This is a genomic window from Thermomonas fusca (assembly GCF_005862345.1).
In the GTDB taxonomy this organism is placed as follows: domain Bacteria; phylum Pseudomonadota; class Gammaproteobacteria; order Xanthomonadales; family Xanthomonadaceae; genus Thermomonas; species Thermomonas fusca.
This window is the reverse complement of sequence record NZ_SROY01000008.1, coordinates 35,158-52,845: the sequence shown is the minus strand read 5'-3', so window position 1 is coordinate 52,845 and position 17,688 is coordinate 35,158. Positions and strand designations below refer to the sequence as shown.

16 protein-coding genes and 1 pseudogene are annotated in these 17,688 nt (G+C 67.9%); 13 read left to right on the top strand and 4 right to left on the bottom strand.

Going from position 1 to position 17,688, the window contains the following annotated elements; genetic code table 11:
- The first annotated feature begins 9 nt into the window (after nt 1–9).
- The 11 genes from E5S66_RS13110 (at nt 10) to E5S66_RS13060 (ending at nt 13,658) form a co-directional block, all read left to right on the top strand.
- Entirely contained in the window at nt 10–1,395 is a 1,386-nt protein-coding gene (locus E5S66_RS13110) for an MBL fold metallo-hydrolase RNA specificity domain-containing protein (protein ID WP_138349945.1), read from the top strand.
- The gene (locus E5S66_RS13105) at nt 1,392–2,903 is read left to right on the top strand and encodes a thymidine phosphorylase family protein (RefSeq protein WP_138349943.1); all 1,512 of its coding nucleotides are present in this window, start codon (nt 1,392–1,394) and stop codon (nt 2,901–2,903) included. The genes E5S66_RS13110 and E5S66_RS13105 overlap by 4 nt, the downstream gene beginning before the upstream one ends.
- Entirely contained in the window at nt 2,900–3,814 is a 915-nt protein-coding gene (locus E5S66_RS13100) for a ribose-phosphate diphosphokinase (protein ID WP_138349941.1), read from the top strand. Before E5S66_RS13105 ends, E5S66_RS13100 begins: the two co-directional genes overlap by 4 nt.
- Complete coding sequence (locus E5S66_RS13095) at nt 3,811–6,273, top strand: phosphoketolase family protein (protein ID WP_246037243.1); 2,463 nt, start codon at nt 3,811–3,813, stop codon at nt 6,271–6,273. The genes E5S66_RS13100 and E5S66_RS13095 overlap by 4 nt, the downstream gene beginning before the upstream one ends.
- Complete coding sequence (locus tag E5S66_RS13090; RefSeq protein ID WP_246037242.1) at nt 6,218–7,888, top strand: ABC1 kinase family protein; 1,671 nt, start codon at nt 6,218–6,220, stop codon at nt 7,886–7,888. Before E5S66_RS13095 ends, E5S66_RS13090 begins: the two co-directional genes overlap by 56 nt.
- Nucleotides 7,889–7,923: 35 nt before the next feature.
- Nucleotides 7,924–8,406: a hypothetical protein gene (locus tag E5S66_RS13085; RefSeq protein ID WP_138349939.1), complete on the top strand. Its 483-nt coding sequence runs from the start codon at nt 7,924–7,926 to the stop codon at nt 8,404–8,406.
- Nucleotides 8,403–9,260 (top strand): alpha/beta fold hydrolase, encoded by an 858-nt coding sequence (locus tag E5S66_RS13080; protein ID WP_138349937.1) that lies wholly within the window; start codon nt 8,403–8,405, stop codon nt 9,258–9,260. The genes E5S66_RS13085 and E5S66_RS13080 overlap by 4 nt, the downstream gene beginning before the upstream one ends.
- A complete protein-coding gene (locus tag E5S66_RS13075) occupies nt 9,260–10,447 on the top strand; it encodes an MFS transporter (RefSeq protein ID WP_138349935.1) in 1,188 nt (395 codons plus the stop codon). The genes E5S66_RS13080 and E5S66_RS13075 overlap by 1 nt, the downstream gene beginning before the upstream one ends.
- A 2-nt stretch (nt 10,448–10,449) precedes the next feature.
- The gene (gene cfa, locus E5S66_RS13070) at nt 10,450–11,643 is read left to right on the top strand and encodes a cyclopropane fatty acyl phospholipid synthase (RefSeq protein WP_281278288.1); all 1,194 of its coding nucleotides are present in this window, start codon (nt 10,450–10,452) and stop codon (nt 11,641–11,643) included.
- A 12-nt stretch (nt 11,644–11,655) separates the two neighbouring features.
- Nucleotides 11,656–12,303 (top strand): DUF6629 family protein, encoded by a 648-nt coding sequence (locus E5S66_RS13065; protein WP_138349931.1) that lies wholly within the window; start codon nt 11,656–11,658, stop codon nt 12,301–12,303.
- Nucleotides 12,304–12,602: 299 nt separating this feature from the next.
- Nucleotides 12,603–13,658: a type II glyceraldehyde-3-phosphate dehydrogenase gene (locus E5S66_RS13060; protein ID WP_028839362.1), complete on the top strand. Its 1,056-nt coding sequence runs from the start codon at nt 12,603–12,605 to the stop codon at nt 13,656–13,658.
- Nucleotides 13,659–14,098: 440 nt separating this feature from the next.
- Here the strand turns inward: E5S66_RS13060 and E5S66_RS13055 are convergent, their stop codons facing one another.
- From E5S66_RS13055 to E5S66_RS13940, 4 genes and pseudogenes are all read right to left on the bottom strand, one after another.
- Nucleotides 14,099–15,142, bottom strand: coding sequence for a phospholipase D-like domain-containing protein (locus E5S66_RS13055; RefSeq protein WP_138349929.1), 1,044 nt, complete (start codon nt 15,140–15,142; stop codon nt 14,099–14,101).
- Nucleotides 15,120–15,341 (bottom strand): hypothetical protein, encoded by a 222-nt coding sequence (locus E5S66_RS13050; protein ID WP_138349927.1) that lies wholly within the window; start codon nt 15,339–15,341, stop codon nt 15,120–15,122. Before E5S66_RS13050 ends, E5S66_RS13055 begins: the two co-directional genes overlap by 23 nt.
- Before the next feature lie 93 nt (nt 15,342–15,434).
- Complete coding sequence (locus E5S66_RS13045; RefSeq protein WP_212745366.1) at nt 15,435–16,376, bottom strand: cation diffusion facilitator family transporter; 942 nt, start codon at nt 16,374–16,376, stop codon at nt 15,435–15,437.
- A 98-nt stretch (nt 16,377–16,474) separates the two neighbouring features.
- Nucleotides 16,475–16,600: pseudogene (locus E5S66_RS13940) on the bottom strand (hypothetical protein); the annotation flags it as partial.
- Between the two features lie 29 nt (nt 16,601–16,629).
- Here E5S66_RS13940 and E5S66_RS13035 point away from each other — a divergent pair.
- Both E5S66_RS13035 and E5S66_RS13680 read left to right on the top strand, forming a co-directional pair.
- Nucleotides 16,630–17,337, top strand: a complete 708-nt coding sequence (locus E5S66_RS13035) for a gamma-glutamyltransferase (protein ID WP_212745365.1) — start codon at nt 16,630–16,632, stop codon at nt 17,335–17,337.
- Between the two features lie 184 nt (nt 17,338–17,521).
- Nucleotides 17,522–17,677, top strand: a complete 156-nt coding sequence (locus E5S66_RS13680; RefSeq protein WP_212745364.1) for a hypothetical protein — start codon at nt 17,522–17,524, stop codon at nt 17,675–17,677.
- The last annotated feature ends 11 nt before the right edge of the window (nt 17,678–17,688 follow it).

Genomic DNA, 17,688 nt, shown 5'->3' with positions numbered 1-17,688 from the left:
AGTCACCTCATGACAGCGTCTTCCAACCCCACCCTGCAGTTCCTCGGCGCCGCGGGCACAGTCACCGGCTCGCGCTACCTGGTCGAGGCCAACGGCCAGCGCGTGCTGGTCGACTGCGGCCTGTTCCAGGGCTACAAACAGCTGCGCGAGCGCAACTGGGCACCGTTTCCCGTCGACGCGGCATCAATCGATGCGGTGATCCTGACCCACGCCCACTTGGACCATTCGGGCTACCTGCCCGCACTCGTCAAGCAGGGGTTCCGCGGCCGGATCCACTGCACCCACGGCAGCGTGGCGCTGTGCGGCCTGCTGCTTCCCGACAGCGGGCACCTGCTGGAAGAAGAGGCGAAGTACGCCGCGCGCAAGGGCTACTCGAAGCACAAGGAGCCGCGACCGCTCTATACGGAAGAGGACGCCCGTCGCAGCCTGAAGCAGCTGCAGGGACATGACCATGAACGCGACATCGAGGTCGCGCCCGGCTTCACGGTGCGCTTCCACCCCGCAGGTCACATCCTGGGCGCCGCCCACGTCAGCCTGGATGTCCAGGGCCAGCGCTTGCACTTCAGCGGCGACTTGGGACGGCAGCAGGAATCGCTGATGAATCCGCCGACGCCCCTGCCCGCCTGCGACGTACTGGTCTGCGAGTCCACTTACGGCAATCGCGAACACGTCCCGATTGACCAGGAAGCGGAATTGGCCCCGATCATCCGCCGTGTTGCCGCGCGCGGGGGCGTTATCGTCATCCCCGCCTTTGCTGTCGGCCGCGCCCAGGCGCTCATGCTGCATATCGCCCGGCTGCGTGAGCGTAAGGAGATCCCTCGCGTGCCGGTGTACCTCAACAGCCCGATGGCGATCAACGCGACCCGGCACTACCACGCCCACCATTCCGAGCACCACGTGTCCGAAGAGGACTGCCAGCGGATGTTCGACGTGGCCACCTTCGTCAACACGGTGGAAGAGTCGAAGGCGCTCAACCGCCAGCGCGGGCCGATGATCATCATCTCGGCCAGCGGCATGATCACCGGCGGGCGCGTGCTGCACCACATCGAGGCATTCGGCCAGGATGACCGCAACGCGATCCTGCTGGCGGGCTACCAGGCCGGCGGAACACGCGGTGCCGCACTGGCGGCGGGAAAGCGCACCTTGCGCATGTTCGGCCGCGAGGTCCCGATTCGTGCCGAGGTGGTGCAGTTGGAAGGCTTTTCCGGCCACGCCGACGCCGGGGAACTCCTCGACTGGATGCGCACCGCGCCGTCCGCGCCGCGCATCGTCTACCTCACCCACGGCGAGCCCGACGCAGCCGACACGCTGCGCGGGCGTGTGCAGCGCGAGCTGGGCTGGCGCGCGCGCGTGCCGGAGCACCTGGAGCAGGTTGGCCTGGAGGATGTGCGGTGACGACGCCGGGCCACACCCGCCTGCGCGTCACCCGTGCCGGCATCGACACCTACCAGCAGCCGGTGGTCTATATGCACCGCGACTGCGAAGTCTGCCGTTCGGAAGGATTTGTCGCGATGACGCGCGTGAGGCTGGCCGTCGGTACGCGCACGCTGGTGACGACGCTGAACGTGGTCGTCGACGCCCGGCTTGGTCTGGACGAGGTGGCCCTGTCGGAGGCCGCGTGGACGCTCCTTGATCCCATGCCCGATGCCCTCGCCTCGGTGCGGCATGCGGAACCCGCGTCGTCGGCAGGCGCGCTCCGTGCCAAAGTGTTCGGGGCGCGGTTGGATGACACGCAGTACCTCGCCCTGGTGCAGGACGTGATGGAAAGCCGGTTGTCGGACCTGGAGCTTGCCGCGTTCGTCACGGCCAGTGCGGGTGACCGCCTGGACCACGCGGAAACCACGGCGCTGACGCGGGCGATGATCGCTGTCGGCCAACGCCTGGACTGGGGCGAAGGCCCGGTGCTGGACAAGCACTGCGTGGGCGGCTTGCCGGGCAATCGCACCACCCCGATCGTGGTGGCCATCGTGGCTGCGCTGGGCTACCGCATCCCGAAGACGTCCTCGCGCGCAATCACCTCGCCCGCAGGCACCGCCGACACGATGGAAGTAATGGCGCCGGTGGCGCTCGACCTGCCTGCGATGCAGCGGGTGGTGGAGCGCGAGGGCGGCTGCATCGTCTGGGGCGGCAACGTGCGCCTGAGCCCGGCCGACGACATCCTGATCCGGGTCCAGCGGCCGCTGGACTTCGACAGCGACGGCCAGCTGGTTGCCAGCGTACTGTCGAAGAAGATCGCCGCGGGCTCAACCCACGTGCTGATCGACATGCCGGTGGGTCCGACCGCCAAGGTGCGTGGCGAGGCCGCGGCGCACAGCCTTGGCGCACGGCTTGCACACACCGCGGACGCGCTTGGATTGCACCTGGGCATCCATCGCTCAGACGGTACCCAGCCGGTGGGTCGGGGAATCGGTCCGGCGCTTGAAGCGCACGATGTGCTCAAGGTGCTGCGCAACGCTGCCGATGCGCCGGCCGACCTCCGCGAACGCGCACTTGCGCTGTCCGCGGCGCTGCTGGACATGGCACCGGGCAACAACGCCGCCACCGGACTGGAGCGCGCGCGCAGCGTGCTGGATTCCGGGGCGGCGCTGGCCAAATTCCTGGCGATCTGCGAGGCCCAGGGGGGCTTCCGCGAACCGCAACGCGCAGCATTCACCGCCGACGTTCCGGCAACCGCATCGGGCCGGATCGCGGCGATCGACAACCGCAGGCTGGCCAAGCTGGCCAAACTGGCTGGCGCGCCGACTTCCCCCACGGCTGGCCTCGAGACCGGTCTGCGCGTCGGCGATACGGTCGAGCGCGGACAGCCCCTGATGACATTGCATGCGGAGTCTCCGGGAGAACTGGCTTACGCCCTTGAGCACGCTCCGGCGTTGCAACCCTTTGCCCTCGCGGAGATCCCATGAACCGTGTACTGATGCCCTTCCCGGCCGATGCGGCCTTGGCTGGCACCTTCGCCGCGCCCTTGCAGGCGCGGGTTTCACCCGTAGGCTGGCGGCACTTCCCCGATGGTGAGTCGCTGGTCACCCTGGACGACGCATTGGTTGGCGCCGATGTGGCGATCCTGGTCAGCCTGCGGCACGCGGACGCCTTGGCCCTCCCCTTGCTTTTCGCTGCCCGGACCGCCCGCGAGTTCGGGGCGCGCTCGGTCGGCTTGATCGCACCCTACCTGGGGTACATGCGTCAGGACACTCGGTTCAATCCAGGGGAGGCGGTCAGTACGCCACTGTTCGCGCAGTTCCTCGAAGAGGCCTTCGACTGGCTGTTGACCGTGGACCCGCACCTGCACCGCGTCGAGCGCCTGCAGTCGCTGTACCGGATTCCGACGGCCCACGTGTCGGCGACGCCGGCCGTGGCCCGCTGGATCGCAGAGACGGTCCCCGACGCGGTGCTGATCGGCCCCGACAGCGAGAGCTTGCAATGGGTCGAGGACATCGCCGCCCGCTCCGGCATGCCCTACCAGGTGCTGGCCAAGGAACGCTATGGCGACTACGACGTGCGCGTGAGCCTGCCCGACCCGCAGGCGGTGGCCGGCCGTACCCCGGTCCTGATCGACGACATCGTGTCGTCCGGCAACACGATCCTGGAAACCCTCGCACACCTGCGTCGATTGTCGCTGCCGCCGCCGTTGCTGGTCGCCATCCATCCGGTGTTCGCGGGCGATGCCTATACCCGTCTGCAGGAAGCGGGCCTGGCCCGCATCGTGAGCACCGACACCATTGCCCACCCGTCGAACGCGATCGCGCTGGGCGCGGACCTCGCTGCCGCGGCATCGAGCCTGATGACCGCTTCGACCGATTCCCCGGAGGGGCCATGAACCTGCATCTCAACTGCTGCACCGCCGACCAGCTGTCGACCGCCGAGCGCCAGCGGATCCTTGAACTCGCCGACGCCCACCAGCAGGCCGATCCCCAGTTCGCTCACTGGGCGGCCGGCTACGGGGTGATCCGACATGACCCGCTTACGCAGCTGCGCGTCCGCCAGATGGTCGATGAGCTGGTTGCCCTAGGCCGTACGCCCGATGCCGGCACCGCATGGCAGCGGCTTGCCGCGGCCGACCGCGTCACCAGCGCCGGCATGTGGCTGGTGGCGCACATGACCTACAGCCAGCGGGTTCGTACCGACGGTGCGGCCCTCGAGTCGGATGACTTCAAGACCACGCCCGAAGGCCACACCGGCGGGTCCCTCAACATGGTGCCCGCCTATGCCGGCTACCTGCTGATGGACGCCCTGGATGGCGTCACCCGCGCGTGGATGATGGGCCAGGGGCACTGCGTGGCCGCGATCGACGCGCTGAACCTTCTGGTTGGCAACATGACTGACCGGCACGCCGAACGCTACGACCGCACCGACGAAGGGCTGAGCCGGTTCGTCAGGGACTTCTACGCCTACACACTCAATCCGGACGGAACGCCGGCATCGCCCCTCGGCTCCCACGTCAATGCGCACACCGCCGGGGGCGTGATGGAAGGCGGCTATCTCGGCTTTGCCGAGCTGCAGTACGTGCATGCGCCGCTCAAGGATGAACGCCTGGTCGCCTTCCTCAGCGACGGTGCGTTCGAGGAACAGCGTGGCAGCGACTGGGCGCCACGCTGGTGGCGCGCCGAGGACAGCGGACTGGTCAGCCCGATCATCATCCTCAACGGGCGCCGCATCGAACAGCGCAGCCAGATCACCCAGCAGGGCGGCGAGCGGTGGCTGGACCGGCACCTGCGATTGAACGGCTTTGATCCGATCGCGCTGGACGGGCGCGATCCGGCCAGCATCGCGTGGGGCATCCACGTGATGGAGTCGCGCCTGCAAGCGGGCGCCGCTGTTCCCGCCGACGTGCGGCTGCCCTATGGCATCGCCGAAACCGTCAAGGGCTTCGGCTTCCCCGGCGCCGGGACCAACGCCTCGCACAACTTGCCGCTGCCGGGGAATCCGGCGAAGGATGCCGCGGCGCGCACGCTCTTCAATGAAGGCGCAGCGGCGCTGTTCGTGGCCGCGTCGGAGCTCGAGCAGGCCGTTGCCGCACTCAACAGCCACGATCTCCAGCAGCGGGTGCGCGAGCGCGACCATGCGCTGGCCGATCGCCAGGTGGAACCGCCCCGCGTCCCGGCGATCGCCGACCGCGGCGCCGGCGGCGAGAGCTCGCCGATGACCGCGCTCGACGAGCAATTTGTCGCCATCGCCGAAGCGAACCCCGGGCTGCGCGTGCGCGTGGGAAATCCGGACGAGTTGCGCAGCAACAAGCTCGACCGCACCCTGGACGCGATGAAGCACCGGGTGCACGAGCCCGAACCCGGTGTCGCCGAATCGACCACCGGCGCGGTCATCACCGCACTCAACGAGGAAGCCGTGGTATGCGCGGCGCTCGGCAACAAGGGCGGGCTGAACCTGGTGGTCACCTACGAGGCGTTCGCACCGAAGATGCTTGGCGCCGTGCGCCAGGAATTGATCTTCGCGCGCCACTTGGCGCAGGCTGGGCGCCCGCCCGGCTGGCTGGGGGTGCCGCTGGTGCTGACCTCCCACACGTGGGAGAACGCCAAAAACGAGCAGTCCCACCAAGACCCGGCCATGGCCGAGGCGCTCCTGGGCGAAATGGCCGACATCTCGCGCGTGGTGTTTCCGCCTGACGCCAACGGCGCCGCCGCAGCCCTCGCCCACGCCTACACGCAACGCGGCACGGTCACCACCCTGGTCGTCCCCAAGCGACCGGTGCCGCACGAGCTGACACCGACGCAGGCGCAGGCGCTGGCCACCCAAGGTGCGCTGTGCCTGGCCGGCAACCCGGCGACAGCGGCGATCCTGCTGGTCGCCACCGGTGCTTACCAATTGCAGGAAGTGCGCCACGCGCAGGTGCGCCTCGTTGAACGTGGCGTGTCGGCAGCGATCCTGTATCTCGGCGAGCCCGGCCGGTTCCGCACGCCGCGCGATCCGGACGAGGCGCGGTACGTGCACTCCGACAGCGAGGTCCATGCACTGTTCCCGGCGGAACGGCCGCGCATATTCGTCACGCATACGCGGCCCGAGCCCTTCCTGGGCGCGCTGCGCCGGCTCGACACTGGCCCGGCCACGACCGCGGCGCTCGGCTTCGTCAACCGCGGCGGCACGCTGGACGTGCCGGGACTGCTGTTCGCCAACCGCAGCACCTGGGCGCACGTGGTCGATGCGGCTGCGGGCGTCCTCGGCGAGTCGCGTGGCAGCCTGCTGTCCGAAGCGGAGCTGGCGGCAGTGGATGGCCGGGGCGATCCGGCCACCGTCCTGCGCCCTGCAGCGGGCCCGGCATCGTGAGCCGCCCGGCCAGGACCTCGTGCTGATGGCGGGCACAGTGCGGCGGGGAGGCCAGATTGCCTGGGCCGGACTGAAGCTCGGAGTCGCCGTGCTCCGCCTGCGCCGGCGCGCACCCGACCTGCTTCCCGCATACGTCAGCACCACCCTGGTGGGGCTGGGGACCACCTTCGTCAAACTGGGCCAAGGCTTGAGCCTGCGCTGGGACCTGCTGCCGGCGCCCTATCGCGATGCGCTGTCGCGATTGCACAGCGACGTACCGGCATTTCCTGCGGACCAGGCCAGACACATGGTCGAACAGGCGTTCGGCGCGCCGGTCGACGCGCTCTTCGCCAGCTTCGATGACAGGCCGCTGGCCGCAGCGTCAGTGGCCCAGATCCACCCTGCGCGCATGCATGACGGTCGGGACGTCGTCGTCAAGATCACCCGCCCCGGCATTCACGCCCAGGTGCAGGCCGATCTGCGGCTCCTGCGGCGCACGATGCGCGTAGCTCAGTGGGTCTGGCCGCCCCTCAGGCGACACCGCCCGCTCGAACTCGTGGACGAACTGGGCGCATTCCTGCGCGACGAGATCGACATGCGTCACGAGGCGCAGAACATGCGGCGCATGGCCAAGGTGCTCGATGCCCTGCCCGGCATTACCCAGCCGCACGTCGTCGAGCCGTACGCCAGCCGCGACGTGCTGGTCCAGGACCGCAGCCACGGCACCCGCCTGGAGACCGCTTACGGAACCGCGGCCGCTCCCGCGCTGGCGAGCGCGCTGCTCGATGCCTACGTGCATCAGCTCTTCGGCGCCGGCGTATTCCATGCCGATCCGCATCCGGGAAACCTGTTCTTCTTCGACGACGGTCGCCTGTGCCTGCATGACTTCGGCTCGATCGGCGTGCTCGACCCGGCATCCCGGCTCGCGCTGGGCGGCATGGTCGAAGCCATCGCCGCCGACGACGCCGAAGGCGTGCTGGATGCGGCAATCGCCTTGGGCTTCTTCCCGCCGCAGGTCGAGCGACGCTCGCATGTGCGCGAGATCCACCTGATCCTGGCCGAGATGGCCAGCCGTCCGCTGGCGGAGTGGTCCATTGCCGAGGCGATCTGGCGCGTGGCACGCATTGGGCAGGGCGCAGGATTCCGGCTACCCGCCCACCTGTTGGCCCTGATCCGCACGTTGTTCTTGGTCGAGAACACGCTGCGGGCACTGGATCCGGACATGGACCTGCTGGGCACGCTGTCGGCGCAGGCAGCCGACGTCATGGCGATCGTCGACGCCAGCCGACCCGCGCGCCGTCCGCTGGCGATGCGGCTGGCACGCACCGCCCGCCAGCTGCCGCAGATCGCCACCGACCTGTTGCGACAGGCACAGCTGAGTGACGGACGACCCGCGTTCTCGGTGCACCACCACGGCCTGGCTCCCACGCACGAGGCGCTTGCGCGCACCGGCAACCGGCTGGCGCTGGCCCTGGTGACCTTGGGCCTGTACGTGAGCGGCTCCCTGCTCGCCCTGCACAGCACCGGTCCGCTGCTGGCCGGACATCTGCCATGGCTGTCCGTCATCGCGTTCGCCGGCGCAGCGCTCCTGTCGCTGCGGCTCGTCGTTGCCATAGGGCGATCAGGCCACCTGTAAGCGCAACAACGCCACTGATGTCCGGAGGAACCGCCATGAAACGTCGCCTTGTCCTGTCCCTCGTCGGCATGCTGTCCCTGGCCGTCGGCAGCGCGTCCGCCACCGAGGCGCCCATGGCGGGTCCAGTCCAGCATATCGATGGATACACGCTGTATTTCGGCATGGTGCCCAGCGCGATTGCTGCGCCCTCGATCGGAACCCACAGCCCCGGTCCGCGCGACGCGCACGGATTGCCGCGCGGGGACTATGCGCGCGAACATCACCTGCTGGTCGTCGTCGAGCGCATGCGCGACGGGGTGCGTCCGACAAACGTGCAGGTCGTGGCGACCGTGCCGATCGCCGGGCAGACGATAAGTCGCACGCTCGGGGCGATGTCGATCAACGGCTCGATGAGCCACGGCGCCGTGTTCGTACTCGCGGGCCCGGGGCGCTACGTCTTCACCACCACCGTGCGCGTGCCTGGCGAGCCCGAACTGATCGTCGCCCGCTTCTCCTATACGCTGGCGCACAATCCATGACCACGCTGCCAGGCTTTGCCGACCCGGCACATCCCGGTCTTCCCGAACGCCTGCATGTGGAGTCTCTCGGCCGGGGGTCGCTACGGGTGACGTTCCTGCCGGGCCTGGGTGGCACCACGCGCTACTGGACCTCGACGCCGGTGGCACCGGCGTTCCGGCATGCGCAGACCGAGCTGGTCGATCTCTACGGGTTCGGGCACTCGCCCCGGCCCTGGTGCCGCTACACGGTCGAGCGGCACGTCGACGCGCTCGCACGCACCCTCCAGGCCGGCCCGCCGCGGGTCCTCGTCGGCCATTCGCTCGGCGCGGCGCTGGCGCTCGCCTTGGCCGCGCGCCACCCCGACCGGGTCCAGGCGCTGTGCTTGTTCAGCCTGCCCGACTACGGCTCGCGCGCTGGCGCGATCGAATGGTTCGCCAGTCAGCGCGGTGGCTGGGTCTACACGAACATGCTGGCGACCGCGCTCGCGTGCCTGGTCACTCGCCGCGTGGCGGGCCGTTGGCTGCCTTATCTGGTGCACAACGTTCCGCCCGAGGTCGCGCGCGACCTGGTGTTGCACAACATGGCCTCGTCCACCACATCGCTGTGGGAGGTGCTCTACCGGCACGACGTGCGGGCCGACGCGGCCGCTCTGCCACCGGACCTGCCAGTAGCGTGTGTGCACGGCCTGCGTGACGCGACGGCACCGCCTGCGCGCGTGAACGAGCTGGCGGCGCGTTTCCCGCTCTGGCGCCATGTGACGCTGGATGCCGACCATCATCCGTGGTTGCGCGATCCGGGCGCCTGCCATGGGGTAGTCGACGCCCTCTGCGAAGCGGTGCGGCCCCAAGCCGTCCGCGCCGAGGCGATCGCGTGATGGCCGGACGCGAACCCGTCGGCATCCCGAGCGCGCGGCCGGGGTTGGCGGCGAGCGCAGCGGTTGCGCTCGCCTACGGCGTGGTGCTGCCGGTCCTGCCCACGGTGGTGGCTTCGTCGCCTTCGCCGGCGCGCGCGATCGCCGAGTTGATGGCGGTCTACAGCGCCGCCATGGTGGTGACGGCACCGATCTGGGTACGGGTCTGTCGCCAACTTCCGGCACACCTGCTCGTGCGCCTCAGCCTGCTTGGCCAGGCCGCGGCGATGATCATGCTCCTCTGGTCTTCGGAAACGACGATGCTGCTGTTGGCGCGCGGCCTACAGGGCATCTTCGCAGGCGCCGCGCTCCCCGCCCTGCAAACCGCCGCTTCGCGCGCCGCTGGCAGTGAGGGCGACCGCTCGCAGCGCCTGTCGGACCTGACCCGAGTCGCGCTGGTCGGCGGCCTGTTCGGCCCGGGCGTGGGAGGCGTCGTGGCGCCCGACGACAGCCTGGTCGGCCCGGTCCTCATCGGCTTCGCCGTGCTCGTGCTTGCAGCCGCAGCGCAGCGGCCTGCGCCCGAGTCCTCCACCATCGTCGTGGCCGGCAGGGGTTCGCCCACGCGCCATCGCGACGTCGCCGTGTTGGTGCTGCTGGCCGCGCTGGCGGCTGCGGCAATGAGCGTCTACGAGGTGGGGCTCGCGACGCAGGGGCGCCTGGTGGATGGCCTTTCGGCACGGGCGATCGGCTTCATGTTCACCGGCTGCGGGGTGGTGATGCTGCTGAGCCAGTCGCTCGTGTTCCGACCGCGCCACGACCCGTTGCGCGCATTCGCCTGGGTGGCGCCCTCGTTCGTCGCCACCGCTGCCGGCCTCGCGTTGCTCGCCTGGCTCGGGGGGCGATGGCCGAGTGCGCTCGGCCTGATCCTCGTGGCGGCAGGTGGCGGCGTGCTGCAGCCGGCGCTCGTCTACTGGACCTCCCGCGCCGCGGGGGCCGCCGAGGCCACCAGTCTGGGGTGGCGCGCTTCGTTCACGAGTGCCGGCCAGGCGCTTGGCAGTCTTGCCGGCGGTTTCGCATTCGCCGCCACCCTTGCCGGAAAGATGGTGCTGTCCACCCTCCTCTTGACCCTGCTTGCCGCGGCCATGCTCGCGCTCGCACGACGCCGCGCACCGGCCGGGCTTCCACTTTCCGTATCGACTCAGGAGCGATGACCGTGTCCCAGACCACTCTCCCTGCTGCCGACCGCGCTGCGCCGCCCGGTAACGTCCCCCAAGCTACGCCGCCGACGCGCCGGCCGGTCCCTGGCCAAGCGGCCGTCGCCACTGTCCTTGCACGCGCCGACGTGCTTGTCGACGGGCCGCGCTCCTGGGACATGCGCGTGCACGATCCCGGGGTGTTTCCCCGCCTGCTGCGGAACGGCTCGCTCGCACTCGGCGAAACCTACATGGATGGTGCCTGGGACTGCGAGGCGCTGGACCAGATGCTCACGCGCCTGCTGCGTGCGCGGCTGGATGAAGCCGTCATCGGCTGGGCCGACCGCTGGGACGCCCTGCGTGCGCGGCTGTTCAACCGCCAGCGGGGCCGGCGCGCCTTCAAGGTCGGCGAGCGCCACTACGACCTGGGCAACGATCTCTACCGCGCCATGCTCGGGGCGCGCCTAATCTACAGCTGCGCGTACTGGAGCGAGGCGGCCGACCTCGACGCCGCGCAGGTCGCCAAGCTCGACCTGATCGCGCGCAAGCTGCAGCTCGCGCCGGGCATGCGTGTGCTCGATATCGGCTGCGGCTGGGGCGAGGCCCTGCGCCACTTCGCCGAGCACTACGGCATCAGCGGTGTGGGCCTGACCATCTCCAGGGAGCAAGCGGACTTCGCGCGCGAGCGTTGTGCCGGGTTTCCCGTCGAGATCCGCGTGCAGGACTACCACGATGTGCGCGGCGAGTTCGACCGGGTGTTTTCCGTCGGCATGTTCGAGCACGTCGGCGTGCGCAACTACCGCGCCTACTTCGAGACAGTGCATCGCTGCCTGCGGCCGCACGGCCTCACGCTGCTGCACACCATCGGCACCAACCGCTCGACCAACCACACCGACCCCTGGATCGAGCGCTACATTTTCCCCAATTCGATGCTGCCCTCGGCGGCGCAGATCACCGCCGCCAGCGAGGGTCTGTTCGTGCACGAGGATTGGCACAACTTCGGTGCCGACTACGACCGGACGCTGCAAGCCTGGCGTGGCAACATCGAAGGTGCGTGGTCCCGGCTGCCGGCCCGCTACGATGAACGTTTCCGCCGCATGTGGCGCTACTACCTGCACGCCAGCATGGCCGCGTTCCGCAGCCGCAACGCGCAACTCTGGCAGCTTGTCCTTTCCCGCGACGGCGTGCCGGGCGGCTACGTCGCGCCCCGCTGACAGGAGGTCGCCATGTGCTTTTCCGCCACCGCAAGCTTTACCGCCAGCGTCGCACTCACCGGCATCGGCGTGCTTGCGCTGCGCGCCGCGCACACGCCCGGCGAGCGCATGTTCGCCTTGATCCCGCTCCTGTTCGCCGCGCAGCAGGCGACGGAGGGCCTCGTATGGATGAGCTACCCGTGGGATACACCGACCTTGCGCGCCTGGGCAACGCAGGTCTATTCGGTCTTCTCCCACCTGGTCTGGCCCGTCTTCATCCCATGGGCGGTGCGTGCACTCGAGCCCGTGCCATGGAGACGGCGCGTGTTGGTCCTGCTCGGTGTCGCCGGCCTCGCGAGCGCCCTGTTCCTCCTCTTCGGCATGGTCGTCACGCCGATTGACGTGGTCCCGACCGGGGGCCACCTCGCGTATCGCTCACCACATTTCTTCCTGCCGATATCACTGACGCTGTATCTCGCCGCGACGACGGTGGGGCTGGGCGTGTCGAGCCAGCCGGTGATCCGCTGGTTCGGCGTGCTGGCACTGGCATCGGCGGGCTTCACCTACCTGGTTTATGCGCGCTGGTTCATCTCGGTCTGGTGCTTCTACGCCGGCTTGCTCAGTGTCATGGTCTACATCGAGCTCGCGTCGCGCCGAACCGCAGCTCGCCCTGCACCCTGACCTTCTTGCACTTCATGATTCCCGCGCTGGCCCGCAGGCACACGAGAGATTCTGGCTGCCGCCAGCCCGGCTTTCATGGCGGTCTTATCTTGTCCTTCCCGTTGTCTCACGGCGCGCCTGCGCCACTTGGCACATGGCGTAGACCGGAGGTCTGATAGAGTGAGCGCCATTCGAGGATCTTCATCAAGCCTGGTGTCCAAGCGACAGCAGCTGACCCGCTACGTGGAATACTCGGCCCGCGTTCCTGAGACAACCGGCGACACTGACAGCCGAGCGAACTCCGCTGTGAGGAGAAGACGATGAGCCAAGCGAAGAAGTGCAGAGTCGCCGTCAACGGCTACGGCGTGATCGGAAAGCGTGTCGCCGAAGCCGTGGCCAGGCAGGACGATATGGAGCTCGCAGGAGTGGCGGATATCAGTACCGACTGGCGTCCGCGCGTGGCGCTGCAGAAGGGCTTTCGCCTGTTCGGGGCCACCGGGGAACATACGCAGGCGATGCGGGAGTCAGGCCTCGAAGTCGTGGGAAATCTGGAAGATCTGCTCGGGGTGAGCGATCTGGTGGTTGACTGCACGCCGAAGCGAATCGCGGCGCTGAACGTTGACATCTATCGACAAAGGGGCATCAAGTTCATCGTCCAGGGTGGCGAAAAGCACGAGGTGACCGGACACTCCTTCGTCGCCGAGGCCAGCTATTCGAGCGCATTGAACCGGGAAAGCACGCGAGTCGTCTCCTGCAACACCACCTCGATCGTCAGAACACTTACTGCATTGAAGCACGCGGGTCTGCTGCGCCGCGCGCGCGGGACGCTGCTGCGCCGCGCCACGGATCCGTGGGAAAGCCATCTCGGCGGCATTATGAACACCCTCGTCCCCGAGCCTGAAATTCCCAGCCATCAGGGGCCGGACGCGCAGTGCGTCGACCCCGCTTTGGATGTCATCACGATGGCGGTCAAAGTGCCGGAGACCTTGGCGCATCTGCATTACTGGTCGGTGCAGTTGACGCGACCGGCCTCCACTGAAGAGGTGCTCGACGCCTTTGCCGCATCGTCCCGGATCGCGCTGATACGCACGGATGCCGGATTGTCGGCTCTCAATACGGTCAAGGAGCTCATGGCCGATCTCGGCCGGCCGCATGACAATCTCTATGAAGTGGCTCTGTGGTCGGACATGTTGAAAGTCGAAGGGGACGAGCTGTTCTACGCTTACATGGTCGACAATCAGGCGATCGTCATTCCAGAGACGATCGACGCCGTCCGGGCGTTGACCGGAACGATGAGCAACGCTAAAGAATCGATCGCCAAAACCGATGCAACACTCGGGATCGGCTTGCTGACCCAAATCGCCGGGCGACGATGATTGCAAAAATATTCGGCGCCCACCTCGGGCTTCAAGCGCGTCCGATCCGGGCGCAACAACGGCTCTGCGATCGATGAACCTTCCAGACCCCGCGTCCTCGAGTCCAGGTCAGGCGATATGTTCGCCAATTTCACGGGACGACCGGGTCCACTTCCGCCAGAAAGTTCGCCCGGCGCGTCCACTTTCGCTTGCCCAGTCACTCGGCACCACCGAAGGCCAGCTGCATTCATCGTCTGCCCCCTGAGGTCGCGCAATGCTGGCCTGGACGTGGGTCAAGCGCTCACGGGCTTCAGGCAGTGTCAGCGATGACGACGCAATGCCAGCGGGCCGGTTGCGCGACGACACCGGAACGACGGGCAGCCGCGACACAACGGATTCGACGGGGCGCCGCCCCGGCCAAGTCCGCCCCTGCGGTCTTGGCGCACCCACTCCGGGTGTCGTCAGAGCCAGCGGCGTGCCCACCAACCGATCAGTTGGGTAACCGGCGAGTGCCATGGCCTGCGCCGCGACCAGTCTTCGGTGACTTCGGCAGCGTCGTCCAGGTCCAGTAGAAACTGGCCGGCAAGCTGTCCATTCAGCGCCGGTCCGTGTTCGAACAGATTGAGCTCATCGTTGACGAAGAAGCTGCGGTAATCGAAGTTCGCCGTACCCACCGTCGCCCAGTCGTCATCCACCAAAACCGTCTTGGCATGGAGGACGCGGGACTGGTACTCCCAGATCCGTACGCCCGCCGCCCGCAAGCTGCCATAGGCGGCGCGCGCGGCCCACTGGGTGATGGGAACGTCGCTCTTGCCCGGCACCAGCAAGCGCACGTCCAGGCCTCGCCTGGCAGCGTCGCGCAGCGCCGCTTGGCTGTGCTGGTCGGGGACGAAGTAGGGAGTGGTCAGCCAGATCCGGTGACGCGCTGCACGGAACGCATCGGTGAATTCGCAGTGCAATACGTGCCGGCAGCGGCGGTTGCTGTTGGGCACCAGCTGCCGGCCGGAGTGCGTTACCGGTGGCCAGGGCGCGCGCGGGTAGGCATCGAAGTGGCGGATGGCATCCTGCACGAGTTCACACTCGAACCGCAGGTGGGTGTCGCGCCACCGGCCGGGGCCGACGGCGGCGGCCGAACTGTCCCGATGAATGTTGAAGCCGCCCAGATAGGCGGCCGTGTCGTCCACGACCAGCAGTTTGCGGTGGTTGCGCCGATGGTACGCCAACGGCCGCCTCCACGACCAGGGGCGGCTCCAGTGCAGTTGGACCCCGGCGGAGCGCAACGCGGCCAGCCGCGCACTGGAAAGCATGCCCCAGGAGCCGACGGCATCGATGCGCAATCGGACCAGTATTCCGCGCGCGGCCGCACTGGCCAGGAGATCGAGGATCGGTTCTCCGGCCTCATCGTCCGCGAAGATGTAGGACTCCAGACGGATGGTGGAACGGGCCGCCGCGATATCCGCGCGCAGATCGGCGTAGAGGGCGTCACCCTCGATGTAATGTCGCATCGCTCAGGGCGCGGACGGACGCGACGAGGCGACCGCGATTGCCGTTCTCTTCGGTTTCTCCGATTTCGCCGATGACTGTCCGGCCCTCCTGGGGAGGAAACCAATCCGCTACAGATCCGCCATCGTTCTCCCACCGGCTGATCGCCTCTTGGCGCATTCGTGCACGCACGGATGCGGCGTTCCTGTCCTCGCGCTGCATGCCTTGACTCCTCTTCTGCTTCTGGGATTCCGTCTAATCCGCGGCCAGCTTGTGGAGCGCCAGTTGTCGCGCCGATACCGGGCTCACGCCGCGTTATTCGATCGCGGTCGCCTCCTCTTCGGTCGCAAGGCAGCGGTCCTCGATCTGGGTGGTCGAGAAGTAGATTTGGAATCGCTCGCGCAGGAGGCCGCTCACCTCCCGCAGCACGCGGTCGCCTTCCGCCATGCTGCGCACCCTGACATGGCTTGAGAAAACATTGACGCCCGACGTCAGGCTCCATGCGTGGACGTGGTGGACGTCGGTGACGCCCTCCAGTTCACGAATCGCGGCGATCGCGGCGTGCAGATCGAGATCCTGGGGCGTGCCTTGCAGGAGGATGTGGAGAGCGTCTTTCGTGATCCCCCATGACGCCCACAGGAGCACTACTCCGAACGCCATCCCCAGCAGCGGGTCGATCGCCAGGAAGCCCGTGAAGCGGATCACCAGGGCGGACACGATGATCAGGAAGCTGCCGACGAAAGTCTGGAGGATATGCCAATAGGCGCCGCGGAGGTTCAAGTCGGCCTTCTGTCGCTCGTAGAGCAGCCAGAGCGCGACCAATTCCGTAGCGATGCCCCCGGCCGCGGCGATCAGCATGGGCGTCGTCGGCAGATCGATGGGCTCCCTCAGCCGCATCGCGCCCATCCCGAAGACGAACAGGGCCATGATCGCGAGGAACAGGCCGTTGAATAGGGCGCCCAGTATCTCTGCGCGCACATAACCGAATGTCCGGGCGGGGCTGGATTTGCGCTCCCCGAGCTGTAGCGCGACCAAGGCGATGAGGACGCCGCCGACAGCGGAGAAGGTGTGGAAAGCGTCGGAAGTGACCGCGACGGAGCCCGTCCAGAGCCCGATCCCCAGTTCAATCACGAAGTAGACGCCGGTCAGCCAGCCCGAAATGGCCAGCGCTCGCTTGTCGGTCGTCGCAGGCGTGTGCCCCGAATGACCAGAACCGGGTTTAGCCATCGTCGGGCTCTTTGGGAGCAGGGCCAGCATCGCTATTATACCTTGGGACGCTCTTGCGGCAGGACTACAAGTACACCGGCCAACCTTCGCCAGGCGGACTCATCCAGCAAGACCGTGCCTGACATCTGCTATCTCGGCCCCTTGCCGACCGTGATTCCGCCGGGACCGGATCCCACCGGAATGGTGCGCGCCGCGCGAGGGGTTTCGGGGTCGATCTCCGAAACAATGTCGGCGAAACTGTTGACGACGAAGACCCTGTGGCCGCTGTGCTGACGGCGACTCCATGAGCACCCGCCAAGGTGATGATCTCAGGGATCACCTTCTGAGTCGTGGTGTCGATGACCGACACGGGGTTGGCGGGCGACTCTTCCGTTCCCTGATTGACGACGTAGAACTCACGTCCGTTGGGCAGAGCGAAAAGTTGGATCAGGCGGGGCCCCAACGGGACTTTGGTGATGACACGCCGGCCTGGGGTGTCGGTCACGGCTACGCTGTTCTCGTCGCGCAGGGAAACGTAGCAGTGGCGTCCATCCGGGGTGAAGCCGACCTGGACCGGAGCCTTGCCGACGGGCACGCGCGCGACCTCTGTCAAGTCTTGTTCGCGCGGGGCTGCGGTGGCTTGATCGACGTCGCGTGCTCGGGCGAAGGCAGCCCCGGCTACTACCACCACATCGTGGAAGCGGTGAAGATCGCCTTCGCCGATCGCGACGAATGGCTGAGCGATTCGAGCTTCGTCGACATCCCACTGCAGAAGCTGCTGTCGAAGCATTACGCCGACGAGCGCCGCGCGCTGATCGATCCTGCGCGTGCGCTACCGATCGGCGGGGTCGAGCCGGGCCTGCGCTACGGTCCCGCTGCCGACCGCCGGCCAGCTGACGGCGACACCGTCTATTTCTGCGCCACCGACGGCGACGGCCTTGTGGTGTCGAACGTTCAGTTGATCTACCACGATTTCGGCTCGGCCGTGTCGCCGGCGACACCGGCGTGCTGATGCAGAACCGCGGCAGCTTCTTCTCGCGCGACGACCGCCACCCGAACCGGCTCGAGCCTTGCAAGACCCTCTTTCCACGCCATCATCCCGGCCATGCTGCTCAGGGACGGTGCGTCGGTGATGGCCTGCGGCACCAAGGGTCGCGAAGGCCAGCCGCAGACCCAGGCGGGCCCTGCCCACACGGATGATCGACCTCGGCTTCCACGAGCAGCACGCCATCGAGGCCCCGCGCTGGGAGGGCTCGCTGGGCCACGCCCAAACGATCCGGTTCGACCGCCGCACCGGCTTCTTCGAAGGCGGTGCCGACTCGCGCGGGGATGGGTCGGCGATGAAGTTCTGACCAGGCGCGTC

Coding starts and splice junctions, on each gene's coding strand:
- E5S66_RS13680 (WP_212745364.1), top strand. CDS start 17,522: ATGATCGACCTCGGCTTCCACGAGCAGCACGCCATCGAGGCCCCGCGC.
- E5S66_RS13065 (WP_138349931.1), top strand. CDS start 11,656: ATGTGCTTTTCCGCCACCGCAAGCTTTACCGCCAGCGTCGCACTCACC.
- E5S66_RS13100 (WP_138349941.1), top strand. CDS start 2,900: ATGAACCGTGTACTGATGCCCTTCCCGGCCGATGCGGCCTTGGCTGGC.
- E5S66_RS13045 (WP_212745366.1), bottom strand. CDS start 16,376: ATGCTGGCCCTGCTCCCAAAGAGCCCGACGATGGCTAAACCCGGTTCT.
- E5S66_RS13055 (WP_138349929.1), bottom strand. CDS start 15,142: ATGCGACATTACATCGAGGGTGACGCCCTCTACGCCGATCTGCGCGCG.
- E5S66_RS13050 (WP_138349927.1), bottom strand. CDS start 15,341: ATGCAGCGCGAGGACAGGAACGCCGCATCCGTGCGTGCACGAATGCGC.
- E5S66_RS13090 (WP_246037242.1), top strand. CDS start 6,218: ATGGCCGGGGCGATCCGGCCACCGTCCTGCGCCCTGCAGCGGGCCCGG.
- E5S66_RS13060 (WP_028839362.1), top strand. CDS start 12,603: ATGAGCCAAGCGAAGAAGTGCAGAGTCGCCGTCAACGGCTACGGCGTG.
- E5S66_RS13075 (WP_138349935.1), top strand. CDS start 9,260: ATGGCCGGACGCGAACCCGTCGGCATCCCGAGCGCGCGGCCGGGGTTG.
- E5S66_RS13035 (WP_212745365.1), top strand. CDS start 16,630: ATGAGCACCCGCCAAGGTGATGATCTCAGGGATCACCTTCTGAGTCGT.
- E5S66_RS13095 (WP_246037243.1), top strand. CDS start 3,811: ATGAACCTGCATCTCAACTGCTGCACCGCCGACCAGCTGTCGACCGCC.
- E5S66_RS13080 (WP_138349937.1), top strand. CDS start 8,403: ATGACCACGCTGCCAGGCTTTGCCGACCCGGCACATCCCGGTCTTCCC.
- E5S66_RS13110 (WP_138349945.1), top strand. CDS start 10: ATGACAGCGTCTTCCAACCCCACCCTGCAGTTCCTCGGCGCCGCGGGC.
- E5S66_RS13085 (WP_138349939.1), top strand. CDS start 7,924: ATGAAACGTCGCCTTGTCCTGTCCCTCGTCGGCATGCTGTCCCTGGCC.